The sequence below is a fragment of the Fuerstiella marisgermanici genome (assembly GCF_001983935.1).
Classification (GTDB): Bacteria; Planctomycetota; Planctomycetia; order Planctomycetales; family Planctomycetaceae; genus Fuerstiella; species Fuerstiella marisgermanici.
On the sequence record NZ_CP017641.1, the window covers coordinates 1,673,798 to 1,690,371 of the forward strand.

Annotated in this window: 14 protein-coding genes; 2 read left to right on the forward strand and 12 right to left on the reverse strand. The window is 55.8% G+C overall.

Going from position 1 to position 16,574, the window contains the following annotated elements:
- Positions 1-78: 78 nt before the first annotated feature.
- Positions 79-978 (reverse strand): hypothetical protein, encoded by a 900-nt coding sequence (locus Fuma_RS06230; RefSeq protein WP_077023373.1) that lies wholly within the window; start codon positions 976-978, stop codon positions 79-81.
- A gap of 30 nt (positions 979-1,008) precedes the next feature.
- Between Fuma_RS06230 and Fuma_RS06235 the strand changes: the two genes are divergently transcribed.
- Positions 1,009-1,833 carry a hypothetical protein gene (locus Fuma_RS06235; protein ID WP_077023374.1) on the forward strand — a complete coding sequence of 275 codons (825 nt, stop codon included), beginning with the start codon at positions 1,009-1,011 and terminating at the stop codon, positions 1,831-1,833.
- Between the two features lie 21 nt (positions 1,834-1,854).
- Here the strand turns inward: Fuma_RS06235 and Fuma_RS06240 are convergent, their stop codons facing one another.
- The 11 genes from Fuma_RS06240 to Fuma_RS06290 form a co-directional block, all read right to left on the reverse strand.
- Positions 1,855-2,874 carry a methyltransferase gene (locus Fuma_RS06240; RefSeq protein WP_077023375.1) on the reverse strand — a complete coding sequence of 340 codons (1,020 nt, stop codon included), beginning with the start codon at positions 2,872-2,874 and terminating at the stop codon, positions 1,855-1,857.
- Between the two features lie 8 nt (positions 2,875-2,882).
- Positions 2,883-4,448 carry a tryptophan 7-halogenase gene (locus tag Fuma_RS06245; protein ID WP_077023376.1) on the reverse strand — a complete coding sequence of 522 codons (1,566 nt, stop codon included), beginning with the start codon at positions 4,446-4,448 and terminating at the stop codon, positions 2,883-2,885.
- On the reverse strand, positions 4,445-5,059 hold the full coding sequence (locus Fuma_RS06250) for a nucleoside/nucleotide kinase family protein (RefSeq protein ID WP_077023377.1): 615 nt from the start codon (positions 5,057-5,059) through the stop codon (positions 4,445-4,447). Before Fuma_RS06250 ends, Fuma_RS06245 begins: the two co-directional genes overlap by 4 nt.
- Positions 5,056-5,916, reverse strand: a complete 861-nt coding sequence (locus tag Fuma_RS06255) for a class I SAM-dependent methyltransferase (RefSeq protein ID WP_077023378.1) — start codon at positions 5,914-5,916, stop codon at positions 5,056-5,058. Before Fuma_RS06255 ends, Fuma_RS06250 begins: the two co-directional genes overlap by 4 nt.
- 4 nt (positions 5,917-5,920) lie before the next feature.
- Complete coding sequence (locus tag Fuma_RS06260; RefSeq protein ID WP_077023379.1) at positions 5,921-6,799, reverse strand: 2OG-Fe(II)-dependent halogenase WelO5 family protein; 879 nt, start codon at positions 6,797-6,799, stop codon at positions 5,921-5,923.
- Complete coding sequence (locus tag Fuma_RS06265) at positions 6,796-8,172, reverse strand: B12-binding domain-containing radical SAM protein (protein ID WP_218922398.1); 1,377 nt, start codon at positions 8,170-8,172, stop codon at positions 6,796-6,798. The genes Fuma_RS06260 and Fuma_RS06265 overlap by 4 nt, the downstream gene beginning before the upstream one ends.
- Complete coding sequence (locus tag Fuma_RS06270) at positions 8,165-9,589, reverse strand: B12-binding domain-containing radical SAM protein (protein ID WP_077023380.1); 1,425 nt, start codon at positions 9,587-9,589, stop codon at positions 8,165-8,167. The genes Fuma_RS06265 and Fuma_RS06270 overlap by 8 nt, the downstream gene beginning before the upstream one ends.
- 34 nt (positions 9,590-9,623) lie before the next feature.
- On the reverse strand, positions 9,624-11,177 hold the full coding sequence (locus Fuma_RS06275) for a tryptophan halogenase family protein (RefSeq protein ID WP_077023381.1): 1,554 nt from the start codon (positions 11,175-11,177) through the stop codon (positions 9,624-9,626).
- 18 nt (positions 11,178-11,195) lie between these two features.
- On the reverse strand, positions 11,196-12,104 hold the full coding sequence (locus Fuma_RS06280; protein WP_077023382.1) for a radical SAM protein: 909 nt from the start codon (positions 12,102-12,104) through the stop codon (positions 11,196-11,198).
- A gap of 39 nt (positions 12,105-12,143) precedes the next feature.
- Positions 12,144-13,271, reverse strand: coding sequence for an Lpg1974 family pore-forming outer membrane protein (locus Fuma_RS06285; RefSeq protein WP_077023383.1), 1,128 nt, complete (start codon positions 13,269-13,271; stop codon positions 12,144-12,146).
- A 532-nt stretch (positions 13,272-13,803) separates the two neighbouring features.
- Complete coding sequence (locus Fuma_RS06290; protein WP_077023384.1) at positions 13,804-15,183, reverse strand: DUF1501 domain-containing protein; 1,380 nt, start codon at positions 15,181-15,183, stop codon at positions 13,804-13,806.
- A gap of 220 nt (positions 15,184-15,403) precedes the next feature.
- On the opposite strand from Fuma_RS06290, the gene Fuma_RS06295 reads away from it, so the two are divergent.
- Complete coding sequence (locus Fuma_RS06295) at positions 15,404-16,432, forward strand: zinc-binding alcohol dehydrogenase family protein (protein ID WP_077023385.1); 1,029 nt, start codon at positions 15,404-15,406, stop codon at positions 16,430-16,432.
- Positions 16,433-16,574: the final 142 nt, after the last annotated feature.

The window sequence follows — 16,574 nt, forward strand, 5'->3', positions numbered from 1 at the left end:
GCAGCGGTTTACGAGGCATTTGGTGGGTAAAAACACTACCTTCCTGACGCTCATGCAGCGTTCAGCCGTCAGGCGTGGTCAGACAATTCCGTAGATGCCCGACTTCACGAAATGCACTTCATTGGACCGGATCTGGTAGTCAACACCTACGTCATACAGCAGGTGGTCCAGGTCGGATTCGTGTTCTGCGACGAACGTCTGAAACACGTCCGGGTAATTTTGCCATCGCAAAAAGAACTTCAGTTGGCGGACGTTCACGCCAGAAAAATACACGGTGTTGGAAGTACGTTTGTTGGCCAGACAGACGGTTTGGCATTCCATCAGTTCACGACGCAGCAGCGTCTCGACCAATGTGTTTGGTTCATTCAAAAAGGCGCTGCACTGGACCTTGTCCACAATTTGTTCGCGGTCCTGAGCGTCAAAAAAGAAGTAGAAGTTCTCCAGTTCTGTCGCATCCGGGTCGTTTTTAAAGCCGTAGCTAATGCCGCTGGAAACTGTGCTGCCAGGATTGCCGACATAAACGTGAACGGTGTCGACGTTTCCATTCGCCGCGGCGACTGCTGCATTCAAGTCGAAGGAAAACATGAAGTAAGGAATGTTCTCCCCCACGGTGTCTGGAAATTGCAGCTGTCCCTGGCAAGCCGATTCCAGACGTTTGACGGATACGATGCGATCCTGCCGCTCATAGTCGTACAAATACATTTCCAGCGACCACTGGCCATCGATCTGCTTCACACCATAGACGCTTCGAAAATCCCCCAGCCCTGCCCGAATTGTTTCGATCGTTTCGGCCAGCCACTCTGCCTCCGGCATCTGTTGAATCGCCAGCCACAGCAAACTCGACGCCCGCAGTTTGCCCTCGCCTGTCGCTGGCGGTTCGTAAGGCCACCAACAATAGTTGCGGTACGGATCACCGGGACGAATGCGTTCTGATAAGATTCGATCGTCCAAAAACGAACCGGATTCAGGAACTGACATGGCTGATCATTTGAAAGCTGGTGAAACGCGATGACGTTGCGAGAATGCTTCGCGGAATTCGGCATGGAAAATCTGTTGCGATGGATTGCCGAATCCCGACCGCCGCTGAATTTCGAACGGTCGCTGCGACTGCAACCCGACACTGTTGAAGTTCGTCGGTGTTTGTTCTCGTTTCCAACGGCCGCTCTGGGAAATTCGGCGGTCGACGAAGTCTTGCAGATTTGTCGCTTGATGAGCAGCCCGGAACAGCAGCTGACTGCTATTCAACGCTTCTTTCGTGGCGCCGAACACGTGCACTTCGGGTTTGAATGCACGGGCGATACTGCCATCGGAAAGTGCTATCTTGAACTGGCGGATTCCGGGCCCGCCGCCAGCGAGACAGCTCGGCTGAAGTTTCTGGGCTACAAATGGTCAATCAATGATCCTTCCGTTGCCGTCGTTAGTCGCTATCGCACGCTGCCTGTGAAGACCTGGGCCAATGTGGCAGAAACGATGCAACAACAGGTGTCGGCTGACTTACGCCCAGCCATGTCGCAACTGCTGGGCGAGTTCCAACCCGCGACGGACGGCGTGGAAGCAGCAGAACTCAACTTGCTGGAAGTGGAAGAAGAAGGCAGCAACCGCCGTTCGTACGATCTTAATGTCTATGCCGTCGAGCACACAGTCGCTGATGTCGTACAGTCCATCCGCACTGTAGCGGCAGCTCTTCATTGTAATATGCAGCAACTGGATCAATGGGCCGCTGACAACCGGGAAGCCACGGTCGGCCACGTCGCGGTCGGGCAGAATCGCGTCGGCCTTCCTTTTCTAACAATCTACCACAGTGCAGACATCAAACAGTTGATTCTAAAGTAGCTGTGATTCGCCGCAGCCTGACTACGACTTCTTCGCAGTGATCAGCAGGAATGGCACTTCCAACGGAATTGTTTGAACGTTCACATCAGTGAAACCAATCTGCTGTAGCCACGTTTGGTAGCTGTCCGGTTCGCGGTACGACCGAAAAAACAGCATGACGGGAAGCAATCCGTACGGCGTTTCTTCGACGCTGAAGTCCCAGCGTTGACGTTCGAAGATCAGAATCGTTCCACCGGGCGGCAGCGCGTTGTAGCTTTTCTGAAGTAGTCCCGGCACACGGTCATCGGGCCAGTCGTGCAGGACTGACTTCCATGTGATCAAGTCGCATTCAGTGGGAAACGCTTCCTGCTGCATATCGGCGGGACAAAACTGAATGCGATCGCGTTCCGGTTGCGTCTGAATGTGCCGCTGCCCGACCTGACAAACGACAGGCAGGTCGACAACCACAGCCTGCAGTTGTGATTCCCGCCGACAGATCTGCAATACGAACTCACCACTGTTTCCGCCAACATCCAGCATCCGCTGATGCTGACCAAAATCATAGTGGCTGTGACAGACGGGCGCTTCGTACCGTGTCAGCATGGTGGTCAATTGCATCCAACGCGATGCCTGCATGCAGTTTGCCGTTGTCACGTCCTGGCAACGGCTGTAATCAAACAGTTCGAACAGCTTTGACGACGCCATAAAGTCGCCTTCAGATCGCAGCAGGTTTGGCAGGCTGTTGAAGTAGTCTGGCGCAACCAGTGTCGAGAACGTCAGCTTGGTCGTCAGAAGGTCGCGGAACTTTAGTGCCGTTCGAAAGACGTCCGTGAACCCAACGCGTTCAGCTTTTTTCGTGATCACATTGCTTCGAATCAACATCTGCAGCAGGAAGTGGCCACCGCGGACATCGCAGTCTCGCCCTCGCAGCAGATCATCAATCACGACACAATCTTCAGCTGCCAAAGCGTCGATGATCGACAGGTCAAACGCAGCCTGTAGAGCTCGCGCCTGCAGCGAATCTGCCAGGAACTGTTCAATGATCAGGTAGTCAGTAGACATGGGCAAGTCTAACCGGCACTCTGTTGAAACGGTCCGGCGTGAATCCAATCCAGTAGTTCTTCGTGCAAAGGAAGGTCCTTAACCGCCGCCTCGTTGTGCTTAACGGTTTCTCGCAGTACATGCTGAATGCGGTTGGGATCGATCGATCGAATGGCCAGCGACGGTCGATCCGGCAGACGACCGCAGCCCGCCAGAAACGAACGAATTTCTTCGCTTGGCATCGATTCAGGATTTGTCGCACGTACTGCTCCGCAGGCATCGTAGACAGCCAGCATCTGCTCCAATGCCGCTGACTGAGTTCCCATACCATTTTCTGAGTTTGCAGATGACGATCGCCGGAGAGCGTGGTGCAGTTCAGCCACGTCGCGGAGTTCATCGGCGATAGATGACATCCGCGCGTTGTATTCCGCTCGCGTTGCCCTGCCGATCTTACGATCGGGGAACAACTCCATCAGCAATTCGATGCCGACTTGGTGTAGATGCAGATCCATCGCGGCAACGGGATTAAGCTGACACGCGGCGTTTCCTAAAGCAACCACGTTGTCTTTCCAAAACACGCTTCGCCGACCGTGGCGAATCGATTGGACCTGGACCTTCGCTTCAACACCTTCGCTGCCCGCCATGCCGGCATTGCTGATTGACTGCAATCGCTTAGGCGCGTCGTTGTCTGATTCCTTTTGGCTGCAGAAGGCATATGTATGTTCGAGTTCGGCGGCCAATGGAATGGTGCGTGACCATCCGTTGTTGTGACCGACTACTCGAGTAAACACGGGGACCTGTCGTTTTCCCGGCGTGCGGATACTCGCCACACGATCGCACGAAAACTGGTCGTTCCACGAAATCCAGTTCGCGCCCGATGCGTCGCCATCGTTTGCTGTGCGGCAGTCCAGAAACAGGTCGCCGGGCACCGCTTTGCCATCGCCGCAGACCACCTGAGCGATTCCGCCGCGGCCGTTCGGAGCAACTTTTTCTACAGCGGCTTGCACTTCTTCCACGCCGGACGTGACAGCTATGCTGCGAAACCATCGCGCAAGCCCGGCGGCATCCACATGAAAGCCATAGTGTCCAGATTTTGCGAATGCGGAAGTCGCGGAAAACGAATGAGGACTTTTGCCGGCCAGTGAGGCTGTCCACTGAGCAGCATACGAATGCAATGGCCGAAGCAGCCTGCCCGCTTTGCGTTCTGAAAACCACGCGTCGAACAACGGGTAGGCATCGACACGTTGAGCGTGCATACCGAGCGGCTGCCAGAAGTCTCGCCCTTCGCTGGCCCAGTCCGAAAACTGAGTTGCCAATCGGTACGTGCCGTTGCATGCTCGCAACATGTCATGTTCGTCGATCCCGATATCCTTCAACAGATCGACAAGAGCAGTCGTCGTTGCATACGTCGAAAAGCCGGTTGTGAAAGCGGGGCCATCCGGACACACCGTCACGCGAATCCCCAGCCGACCGAAGTGCCGAAGCAGCATCGTCGCCGCCATCCATACAGTCACGTCGTTGCCCAAAATGACCACTCGCCGAGGAAATCGAACGGTGGGCGAAGACGGCTGGTCGGGTTTAGTGGAATCATTCATTGTACTATTTCCTGAGCCATCGTTGAGCTATTTGGTGAAGGGAGCAGTGGCGCAAGAAGGGCCTGCAAGCGTTCGCACACTTTCTGTGGAGTCCCGTTTCCGTTCAGTCGTTCATCGGACTGTTGACCAACCTGAGTTCGTTGGCGAGCGAAAAGCTGCCGCGTCGTCTGCACATAGCTGTCACAGAACTCAGCCAGCCACGCCAGCGAATCAGCGGCAGAGGCGGATTCGGGATTGCTTAGCATCTGCCGCGTCAATTGGGCGACCTTGCGAGCGAACGCGATGTCGGCATCGACGTCGATCCAGACCTGCAGATCGATGTGTGGCCGCAGAGCCGCATGCAGGCGTCCGAACTGAGTTTCCAGAAACACCACACGATCCGACGCAGCCGTTGCGGCTTCCAGAGCCGAAACCAGTGCAGACAAATCGAATTCGTCCACCTGTCCACCTCGGTCCCACCACGCTTTCACTTCACCAATTGATTTCAGAGGCGCCGGATTGTAGGCGTCTTCCTCCAGCACGATGCAGTCGCCTAGCTGCGACGACAACAGGTCCAGCAGCGTCGACTTACCGCTGCCCATCATTCCGCAGATTGCCACAACGTGACTCATAGTGACACTCCTGCAACAGCGGAAATGTAATCGTATCGCAGCAAGTGGTTGGCATGCAGCCAGTGCAACAACATTGCCGAACGAGCGGCCACATCCTGCGGTGCTCGGTGATTGTGTTCGTGCCGTGGCGCGATAAATTTGTAGCTGGGAAGCGTGTTCTGAGTGGCATCGACCTGACGAATGTCTTCCCAGGTTCCCGACGATTCGATCAGTGTCGCGGCGTCCCCCAATTCGCACCAGGGATCTGGCCACGGACCGTAGCCATCGTTCAAAATGGCGTCGAAGCAAAACGATGGCATCCGATCGTCTTGCAGAAGGACGACGTCCGTCAGCACCAGCCGTCCGCCTGGTTTTAACACGCGCCTTGCTTCCGCCAGAAACCGCTCACGAGAGGCAAAGTGAAACATGGCTTCGATGCAGAAAAGCGTGTCGAATGTTTCGTCTGCAAACGGCAGGTCACAAGCGTCGGCTTCCTGCCAGCGCAACGCGTTTCCATTGATCGATTGCAGACGCTGGCAGATTTCCAGTTGCCGGATGTCGATATTGACGCCCGCCAAATCGACGTCGGTGAGTCGGTCGTCCAGAGTTTCGATCAGCCCACCAAATCCGCACGCGACGTCCAGAATGCGTGTTCCGGCAGTTAAGTGGGCCATGCGAATCATCTCAGCATTCATCCGCGCTTGAGCCATTTCGAAGGCGTCAGAATCAACTGCTTGCGGACCGATCGCCAGGCTCTCGTCAGGTTCGTCCCAGTGTCCAAGATGGGCATGACGCCCTATTCTGCCAGCGTAGTACGCATCGATCATGCGATCGAAGTACACGGGCGGTCGAGCTATGCTGGTGGTTTCAAGGTTCATCGATTCAGCCCCAGCAATAGACGGCGTTGCGGTCCAGTGAATGTGCCATAAAGCTGCAGGCGACCCAGCGGTTTTTCGTCCCTAAGACTGGCGTGACGCGGTGCAGATATCGTCCGGAATCAACAACAACCAGGTCACCAGGCCGCAGTTGGATTTTCGCTGAAGACAACTGCGACAGATCGATTTTGCCCGCATTTGCACCGGTGTTGCTGCTTTGATCTTCGTGAACATCGGACGGTTCGATGCGATGATCGAACACTTCTAGGTCACCGCCTTCGTCGGCCGCTCCGATCATCAGCACCATCGAATACATATGGCTGGATACAAGCGTGCTAAGATGTTCATACGCTGGCCGCACCGATTGTTCGTTATCGCAATGCGCGGGGATGTAACCGCCTTCCGCGTGGCCTCGAAATGTGGTCAGCATATAGTCCTGCCCCGATTCCGGTCCCGGCGCAGAACGGTACGGACGGCCTTCGTCAAGACTCGACAGCACCCGCATCAGATGCTCGTTGATACCCAGGCCCGCCGGAAACAGCTCGGCCATCTGAGCATGAAACTCTCGTGCCTGCTTAAAGTAAGTTTCCGGGTCGGTTCCCATCAAACTCAGGTTGCGGCCATAAAACCACGACCGGAATTTCTCCGGAAACGACGTCTTCAGAAATGCAGGATCATGACGTTCCAGCCGATCCGCAATATTCGACATCACGTCGGCGCTATAGACACCGCGGACGACGATTGCCGTCAGTTGGCCCTTGCGAATGCGGCCAATGCTGTCCGCGTGATCGGCCGTTTGGTCGCAGTCGAATTCCACCAGACGAAAGAAAGGCTGCGGGGTTCCAATCAGCGACGTGTGCTCGTTAACTGATGTGACAAGATTCATGCTGCAGTAGACCTCCATGGCTGGATCGCAGGATTCTTAGGAGCTGAAAAGACCCAGAAATAGTCGCCAACCTGGCCGGTGTTCCCGTGAGCTTCCGCATTCAGAAATTCGCATTCCCGACGCACTTCGTCTTCGGACCAACCCAAACACGACCGAATCTTCAGGGACACCGGATCGTAATTCAACGCATGTTCTGGTGGGGACCTCACCATCAGTGCAGATGGCAATACGCAGCAGTGGTAGACTCGCAAGGCACAGGGAAACGAGCGCGCGCGGTAGTAGCTTTCGCGGAATTGTTCGGGCGAATCGCCCGGAAGCCCCATGATAATTTCGATGGCGACTCGAGCGACCTCCGTCAGCTGTTGCACGTTGGAGATGAAGCGAGATTCTTCAAACGAACGTTCGACGTTCGCCAACACATCGTTATCAAAAGACTGCAGACCAATCCCGACCAGCGGATTCCCAATGCGTTCCAAAAAGCGAATGTGCGGATCCTGAATCTTTGCAGGATACACTTCCGAAATCAGCTTGCGGTTGCGAAAGAAGTCTGTTCGCTGAGCCGCCAGGTCCAGTTGTTCGAAGGCCTTCGAATTCAGATTCAGGCCCGCGTCGACCAGCAGTGCGCCGTCGACTCCCAGTGAGTCCATCGCATCAAATTCCAACGCAAGATGGTCGGCTGAGCGGACTCGTTTCGGGGATTCCATCGTGCCCCATTCGCAAAACGAACACGTGTACGGGCATCCGCGATAGGTCTGCAGCACTCCCAGGCCACCCGGCGGAACCAGCTGCATCACGTATGGCGAAGGCAGTTCGTTTAGGTCTGCCAGAGGCCGCTTCTTTGTTTGGTGCCAGGCTTGACCATCCCACGCGGCGATCCCACGCACGGTCGCGATATCCTGAGGTTGACGATTCTGTAAAGTAACAAGCTCCAGAAACGTCAGTTCTCCTTCGCCAACAATCAGCGCATCGATTACGTTTCGCGTGGTGTGAAAAGGAGGTTGATCCAGCATCGAAGGCTGAGCTGACGGGCCGCCGAACAGAATGAACCGACTGGGGTCGTCGGCGTACAGTTGTTCGGCGACTTCGGCAAACAACGGGAACGACCACAGGTAGCACGAAAATCCGACGACATCGGGATTCAGGTCAATCAGTGCTTCTGTCAGTTCGTCAGAAGCGGCGTCGTGTAAGTCGAAGACAACGACGTCAAGGCCGTCGAGTTCAGAAGCGCGCAAGGTGGCTTCGACCATGCGCACGCCGTGGTTCGAGATGAACTCCGGCATGGCAGGATCTGGCGTGGGGTACATGGCGACCAGAGCCACTGTTCGGCCCGATCGCTTCTGCACCGCAGGTTGACGCGCGGCCGACTCAGGCACTCTTTCGTCCTCCGGTAGTTGAAGCGGGCACGAAGTGTTTCTGAGACAGATTGGGAATGGTGGCTCGCTGACTGGCTGGCGGGAACGACCACCAGAAGTCTCCGGCTGTGCCGCCGCAGAGTGTGGTTTCGCGAGTCAGCAGGTCGCGCATGTCGAGCAGTTGTTGCTGAGTCCAGCCCACGCAGGACTGCATCGACAGCGTGTGCGGATCGTACTTCATCTCCCATTCCGGCAACCCGCGCGTCATCAACGCATCGGGCAGCACAAGCGTATGGTAGACTCGCACCGTGACCGGCAGCGTTAGCGCATAGTTAAGCGTTTCGATAAAGCCGTCCCATGTATCGGTCGGCAGGCCGAAGATGATCTGGACTTCGATATTGGTGGCGACGGTATGTAGTTTTTCGATCGCCGGACCAAACTTCTCACGACCGTACGGCCGCTGTAACCGTTTTAGCAAAGCCGGATTGAACGATTGCAATCCGACGCCGAGGTACGATGGTCCACACTGAGATAAGAATTCAATGTGTTCATCTTTGATCATCGAAGGATAAATTTCGCACCACAGCTGGCTGCCCTTCAGAAAGCCGACATTGCGTTCTGCGTTTGCCATATTTCGAAACGCCGCAGCGTTTAGGTTTAGTCCGGCATCAACGTTGAACACAGCCGGGCAATCATGAGCCTGTAAAGCAGCAAGTTCGCGAGTCAGATAGTCTTCGGAAAAGCAGCCCTTCGAAATATCTTTCGCGCCCCATTCGCAGAACGTGCAGGACATGGGACAGCCGCGGAACGATTCCAGATAGCCGACCGCCTGGTAGTTCATCAGGCCCATTTGATAGGGCGATGCGATCTCATCCAGTTCCTGCGGCGGCGGGCGGAACCCGGTATTGTGCCAACTAAGCGGTGTCGGAAGGTCCAGCCCCGGCACGTTGGATAGCGTGTCGAACACATCTACGGTTGCCCGCTTTTGCTGCAGAGCAATGACGATGTCGCAGAAGGTTTCTTCGCCTTCCCGGGTGACCACGGCATCAACGTAGTCAACCGCCTTTTGATACGGCGTGAGATCCAGAACAGGTGGCCGAGCCGACGGGCCGCCGAACACGATTACGCACTGCGGCGACCGTTCTCGAATCTTTCGAGCAACCTGGACCAAACACTGCATGGACCACACGAATAAAGAAAAGCCGACGACCTGAGGATCGAATGCCAGCAGATCATCGACGTAGCTATCGACGTCGACGGTTTCCAGGTCGAATAGTTGCACTTCGCAGTCGGCCAGCTTTGGATGAGCGACGACCGCTGCCAGAATCCGATGAATTCCATACGACGGAAGTTCAGTGCCATCGTGTTCATGGCTGTCGACTGATGGAGTCAGGCAGACCAGTGCGATTCGGCTGATGGCTCGGGGACCGGACGTCATAAACACTTTCCATTCTTACCAACCACAGATCGGGCTACGATGCCTTCGCGACAGAAGTCGCGTGTACCTGCTGCAACATTTCTTCGTGCAACGGCAGTTCCCGCAGTGCGTTCCGGTTCTGATCCAGAATGGCTCGCAGCACAAACTGCAGTCGATCCTTGTCCACAGCCAGCGACAACGCCGCGGGGCGTTTAGGAAGTCGGCCATTTCCAGCCAACAGGTAGTAGTAGCTGGCGTCCGGAAACGCACTCGCCTGCAATTGGTCCAACATGCCAATTTCATCGTAAAGGCGAAGACGGTGCTGAAGTGCGGAACTCAACGGCGCTGCTTTCGCGGCTTTCCAAAACGGTTCGTCCCGGTCATTCAGCAAGTAGTGCAGTTGCACGAAGTCTACTATTTCATCGAACTGGATTGCCGTTTCGGAATTGTATGCCGTCCGCAGTGCAGCCTCGCTTGCCTGAGAACTCTTCGCCGTGGGAAAGTACTTCAGAAGTCGTTCGACGCCCGTCTGGATCAGATGTAAACCGCTGGATTCCAATGGTTCCACAAAACCTGCTGCCAAGCCGTTCGCGACCACGTTTTCAGACCACGCGTTGACTCGACGACCAACCTTCATCGACAAAAAGGCCGGCGTGTCGGTCTCGGCAGAGTCCGTGACGCCAACATGCTGTTGCAGTTCGGCGGCGGCTTCGTCGTCGGACACAAACTGGCTGCTGTAAACATACCCAACACCGCGACGATTCATGAGCGGTATGTCCCACGCCCAACCGGCGGACATCGCTTTGGCCGTGGTGTACGGGGCTTTGACTTTCGTCGCGGGAAGTCGCATCGTGACGGCTCGATCACACAGCAACTGTTCGCTGGCGTCCACCCATTCTTCCTGGGGACGGCGGCTCATCAACAGGCTGTTGAATCCAGAACAATCGACAAACAGATCTCCGGCAACGCTGCTTCCGTCATCCAGTGTGACAGCAGAGATCTGACCGCTATCGTCGGTGACGATCTCCCTAACACGGTGCCCCACCACTTCGACGCCGTTCGCTACCGAACGCAGTTTCAGCCATTGTGCCAGCTTCGCGGCATCCAAATGAAACGCATAGGCACCGGTCGCGGCGATCGGCGACAGGCTGTTGCGGGCATGAGGACTCTTGCCCGCCAGCGCGGCAGCCCAGTTTACGGAATACGAATGATAGGGACGTTGCTGATCGGCCAGCCAGTAAGAAAACAGATCTCGCTGGTCAATTTGTGCCCCGCACTGTCCAAAGGGATGCCACGCGGTTTGGCCGTCGGATTTCCAGTCGCAAAACTGAATCCCCAGTTTCCACGTGGCGTCGCAGCCTCGCAGGAATTCCGCTTCATCGCCGCCCAGCGTCCTTACGAGTTGCACAATGGACGGGATGGTCGCTTCGCCAACGCCGATTCCGCCTTTGCCATCATCAATAATGGTCACGTGACATTCAGAACGAGATAACGAATGACTTAGCAACGCCGCAGTCATCCATCCGGCCGTGCCGCCACCAACGATGGCGATGCGCGACGCGGATAGATTTTCGCGGTTGTTTTGGTTTTGAAATGTTTGAGTGGCCATCGTCGTTTCGAATCTGTTTCACGCAGATCGCGGCATGGGAGAAAGGCGGTCTTCGTGCCAGCCAAAGTGATTCACATAGGCGGTGTTCAGCCCCAGACACTGCGTTGATCCGCAGATGTCGCGATAGGCACACTGTTCAAAACCGTTGCGGTTGAATTCGTCCCAGAACTTGGGATCGATTCGTAGTTCCGGCTGATCGTTCTTCAATGCGCTACTGGTTTCACCCATCAAGCAATGCGGGAAGTTTTTGACTTCAACATGCCGGCCGTATTTTCGCGCCAGAAGGATGGCCTGCTTTAGGTAAGGACGGACATCAAAGTGAGAGACCAACAGTTCAGGATTGCCTTCTTCTTCCATCGGCCAGTAGTTCCAGAAATCCATCTGCACCAGATTCCGCAGATCTTTCAGAAGTTCTACCACCTCAGGCAGCCCCTGATAGCTAAGCCGCGTCACCACGGTGTTCGTCATCAGGCGAACGCCGGGAAACGTGTCCAGATTTCGCAGCGCCTGCAGCGTTTTGTCGAACGAGCCGGGTACTTCTGTAATGAGATCGTGCCGGGCAGCGGTGTCTGCTGTGACGCTGACAAAATATTCGTCGATTCCACTGGCGACAAGAGTTTCACAGTAGGCCATGTCTGCCAGTCGCATCGCATGAGTCTGGATGCGGACATGTTGAAAACCTGCGGCGCGAGCTCGTTCGGCAAGCTGTGGCAGGTCTTTTCGTAGAGTGACTTCGGCTCCGGTCAGAATCAGCCCCTGCCATTGTTTCGACTGACGGTTTTCTTCCAGCAGAGCGCTCAATTCGCTGTCGTCGGCCGGTTTTAGCCAGTGCATGCTGTCCAGAATCATGCAGTGCCTGCACTTCAGGTTGCAGCGAAAGTGCACCGTCATCTCGACATAGTCAGAATGTTGACACGGTGATTCCATGAGCGCCCTTCGTCTGCAAACGTCAGTTCGAACACGCTGCTAGAACGAGACTTCGGCGGAAACCATCGGCCCGGTCAGACTCAAATTGGAACCGATGCCAAAGCTGTCGTCTGAGAAAGTTTCGTTCAGCCAGAACTGCGTTTCCCAGGCCGCTCGCACAGAAATACCGAAGCGATCAGACAATTCCGGCTGCCATGCAACGCCGAGTTGGTTCTGATAAACCTGAGCCATCTCATCCTTAATTTCCGCTCGCGGCATATTGATCAGCAAAGCGCTGTTTTTGATGGAGCCCATTAGAAACGAAGCTCGAACCGAGCCGAAGAATGAAAAACTGGTGTCACCGAGGGCGTGTTCTGCATTCAGCCCGAACACCGGACCGAGGCCTTCGAACGTCGCTGTTCCCTGTCCAATGACGGCAGTCGCGACGTCGGCCGCGTACTGCAGCTTCCCGTACTCAAGGCCGGCGGAAAAGTCGAAGTTCCAGCGGTTCGTGTCGTGATGGAATACGAACTCCAGATCTGCGCTGTCCACAGTGATGCCGAGTTCTGCTGGCTGGAATGGTGGATCAAATCCGGTTGCATGATCGTATCGAAAATAGCGTCCACGGATTCCGAACGATTTTTCCGGACGCAGTTCTGCGATGTATCGAATGGCTGGATCATAGTTCGGATCGATCAGCCGCTGAGCTCCCGGTGATACATTGAACACCGGTGCCGCGCCACTGATGCGAGGTCTTAGAAACGGCACTTCGACTCCGACGGAGAACAATGGATAACAGTCACGATCGCAGCAACAACCTTCCCCGCATCCGCAGTCACCACCATAGGATTGTGTACTACAACCATTCGCGTCACAGCAGGCATTGGATGGCACAGAATACTGCGTCTGCAAAATTTGAGACGGCGGTCCGGATACCATCGCTTCCAGCGATGCAGAATTGCTGGCGGTGGCGGTCGTGGGATACTGCGGTGGAAGGGCATCGTCTGCAGCACCACTGAAACTAGTGGCAAGCTCGCCGTAATGCAGGGTGGTGGAATCTTCTGCCGATGTGTCGAACGCAATAACCGGCAGCTCCGCAGAATCGGGCCGATGTAGAGGTCTGTCCTGTGCCTGAGTAACCGTCGCTGACAGGACAATCGGTACCGCGAGCAGGGTTCGAATATTCACAATTTGGCCTTTGCTGAGCCGACGGCTGTTCGCGTCCCGACGAGAGCGGCTGAAACGACGCCCGCCCCATTTAAAGGGATAACGCACGGAATACCGCAGGTATCGATTCTATCGGTTGTATCGCCAGCATCCTTTCACAGTTATTCATTCACGAAAACCCGCATACCGCGTCGGCAGCAGGCCGATCCTGCCGTTTTGTCGGTGCGCATTGTGGCCCACAGCGCAGCCGTGGAGGCCTGCTATGGGCCATGGGAATGGCTGGGACTAATGAGCATCAGTGGCTGCGTGGAAGGTGCGCCGATCGAGACGGGCCGAGTGCGCGGCGGTCAAGCCACCGGTCATCAAATGAGGACAGCGCCGAGTGCCTGTCGAGTGTCGCCTTCAAGTGTGGCCGGGGGTGGACTGAGCGCAGCGAAGGAAACCCCGGGGGGCACTCGTTTCTCGCTCCAGTCCTGGCCACACGCCTCGTTTTGATTTCCACAAGTGTCTACCTGGCTAGCGAGGCGAAGCGGCGAGTCGTCTATCGTCAGCGTTACGAGATGATCTCGTGCACAACTCGACCGTGAACGTCGGTCAAACGATAGTCGCGCCCGGCGCTGCGGTAGGTGAGACGTTCGTGGTCGAGGCCCAGCAGATGCAGAACTGTGGCGTGCATGTCGTGAACATGCATTTTGTTGACCGCCGCTTTGAAGCCAAATTCGTCAGTCTCTCCGTACGCCATGCCACCCTTTACACCGCCGCCGGCCATCCACATTGTGAAGCCGTGGTGATTGTGATCACGACCGTTGCCGTTTTCGGAAGTCGGAGTCCGTCCGAATTCACCGCCCCAGATAATCAGCGTGTCTTCCAGCAGGCCGCGTTGCTTGAGGTCGCTTAGCAGCGCTGCGATGGGCTGATCAATGTTCTGACATAGCTTCGGAACGGCTTTGTCGTGGTTCGAATGAGTGTCCCACGGCTGGCCATTGCCATAATAAACCTGCACAAATCGCACACCGCGTTCGACCATTCGTCGAGCCAGCAGGCACCCGTTGGAAAAGTGGCCGCTGCCATACGCTTCGCGCGTTTGTTTCGTTTCCTGTTCGACATCGAACGCGTCGCTGGCCTGAAACTGCATTCGGAATGCCGTTTCCATCGAAGCGACTCGAGCGTCAAACGCCTGATCGGCGGACGTGCGATTCTGCACTTCTGCATCAAGCTGCTTTAAAAGGTCGAGCTGTCGTCGCTGCACATCTGCCGTCCAGCGTTTGTTTCGCAGAAACGGAACCATATTCGACGGTTCGATCTTCGAATGGTTGATGTACGTCCCTTGGTTCGACGACGGCAGAAACGCGCTGTTCCACAAAATTGAAAACCGCACGGGCCGACCGGGACACAGCACAACATAACCCGGCAGGCTCTCGTTTTCGGTGCCGAGACCGTACAAAAACCACGCGCCCATGCTGGGGCGAGTTGGCAAAATGGTGCCGTTATTCATCTGAAGCAGGGCGGGGCCGTGATTCGGGTTATCCGCGTGCATAGACCTTAGCACGCAAATGTCGTCGATGTGATTGCTTAGCTGTGGCAGCAGTTCGCTCACTGGCAACCCACTTTCACCACAATTCCTAAACCGAAACGGAGACGGCAGCAGTCCGCCGGTGGGACGTTCGGTCGCGAGATCGGCACTCGCCGGTCGTTGCCCTTCATACTTTTTTAATGCGGGCTTTGGGTCGAACAAATCCGCCTGAAACGGACCGCCGTTCATAAACAGATGAATGACGCGTTTGGCCTTCGGTGCAAAATGAGGCCCACGCATTCCGGCTGCAGCCTCCATACCAAAGGCCTGAGGAGCGGTCATGGCGCCGGCAGCGCCCAGCATTCCCAGGCCGCCGCCCAGTCGTTGCAGCATTGCACGGCGATTGTTCAATTCGATCATGACCGATCCTCTACTCGATGTTCGATTGTTGACAGAAACTGACCGCAGATCACAAGACATTGAAACGCATTGCCGTCATCATTCGTGACCAAATCGGCACGGGACAGGCAGCGCGTTACAAGACACCATCGTGCATCTTCGTGTCCCGTCTGTTTCCGATTTCGATTTTACACGGAATGCGACCAAAACCGTACCTTACGTTTCAGAAATCCACTGCAACATGAAAGCTATTCAACTTCAGGAACCCAAACGATTTGAGTATGTCGACATTGACGAGCCCGGCGACCCCGGTCCCGGCCAGGCGTTGGTGCGGACTCATCGCATGGGAATCTGCGGCACCGACATCAGTGGATATCTGGGCAAGATGCCGTTCTTCAGCTATCCGCGAGTTCCAGGACATGAGCTGGGTGTGGAAGTTGTCGCTGTCGGCAATGGTGTCACCAATGTGAAGCCTGGCGATCGCTGCAGTGTTGAACCTTACATGAACTGCGGCACATGCTACGCCTGCCGCAAGGGCAACGGAAATTGCTGTGAAAAGCTAAACGTCATTGGCGTGATGGTCGACGGAGGCCTCTGCGAACGATTCACCATCCGGGCAGAAAAGTTGCATCCGTCTGCGAAGCTAAACATGGAACAGCTCGCGCTGGTGGAGACTCTGGCGATCGGTTGCCACGCCAACGATCGAGGCAATCCGGGCACTGGCGACCATGCGTTGATCATCGGAGCCGGCCCCATCGGTCTGGCGACTCTCGAATTCGCTCGACTAACCGGCGCGTCCATTACGGTGATGGACATGAACCCCGATCGACTCGACTTCTGCCGCCGCACCTACAATATCGATCACACAATCCAGTTTAAGGGCGACGGCAGCGAAGCTGATCAGGTGCTGGATATCACAAGCGGCGACAAATACGCTGTGGTGACAGACGCGACCGGCAGTAATAAGTCAATGTCCAGCGCGTTGAGCTACGTTGCTCATACGGGTTCCCTGGTGTATGTTGGCATCACAACGCAGGAAGTCAGTTTTCTGCACCCCACGTTGCACAAGCCGGAGATCACTTTGAAGGCCTCGCGCAACGCACTGCCGTCCGACTTTGGCCGAATTATTGGACTCATTGAAGACGGCACAATCGACACCGATCCCTGGGTCACTCACCGAACCAACTTCGATTCCGTTGTCGCCGATTTCGACACGCTGACGAAGCCGGAGACCGGTGTGATTAAGGCGGTCATCGAGGTTGCAAACTGAACCAGGCTTCGGGGTTGCTATGAGGTAGAAGTGACCTCACGGCAGTTCGACGGCGCGGGTGCGTTTGACGTCAACAGCCGCCTTCACCGGGGTTTCCTTCGCTTTGCTCCGTCCAACCCCAGCCACCCACACATTTATCGAC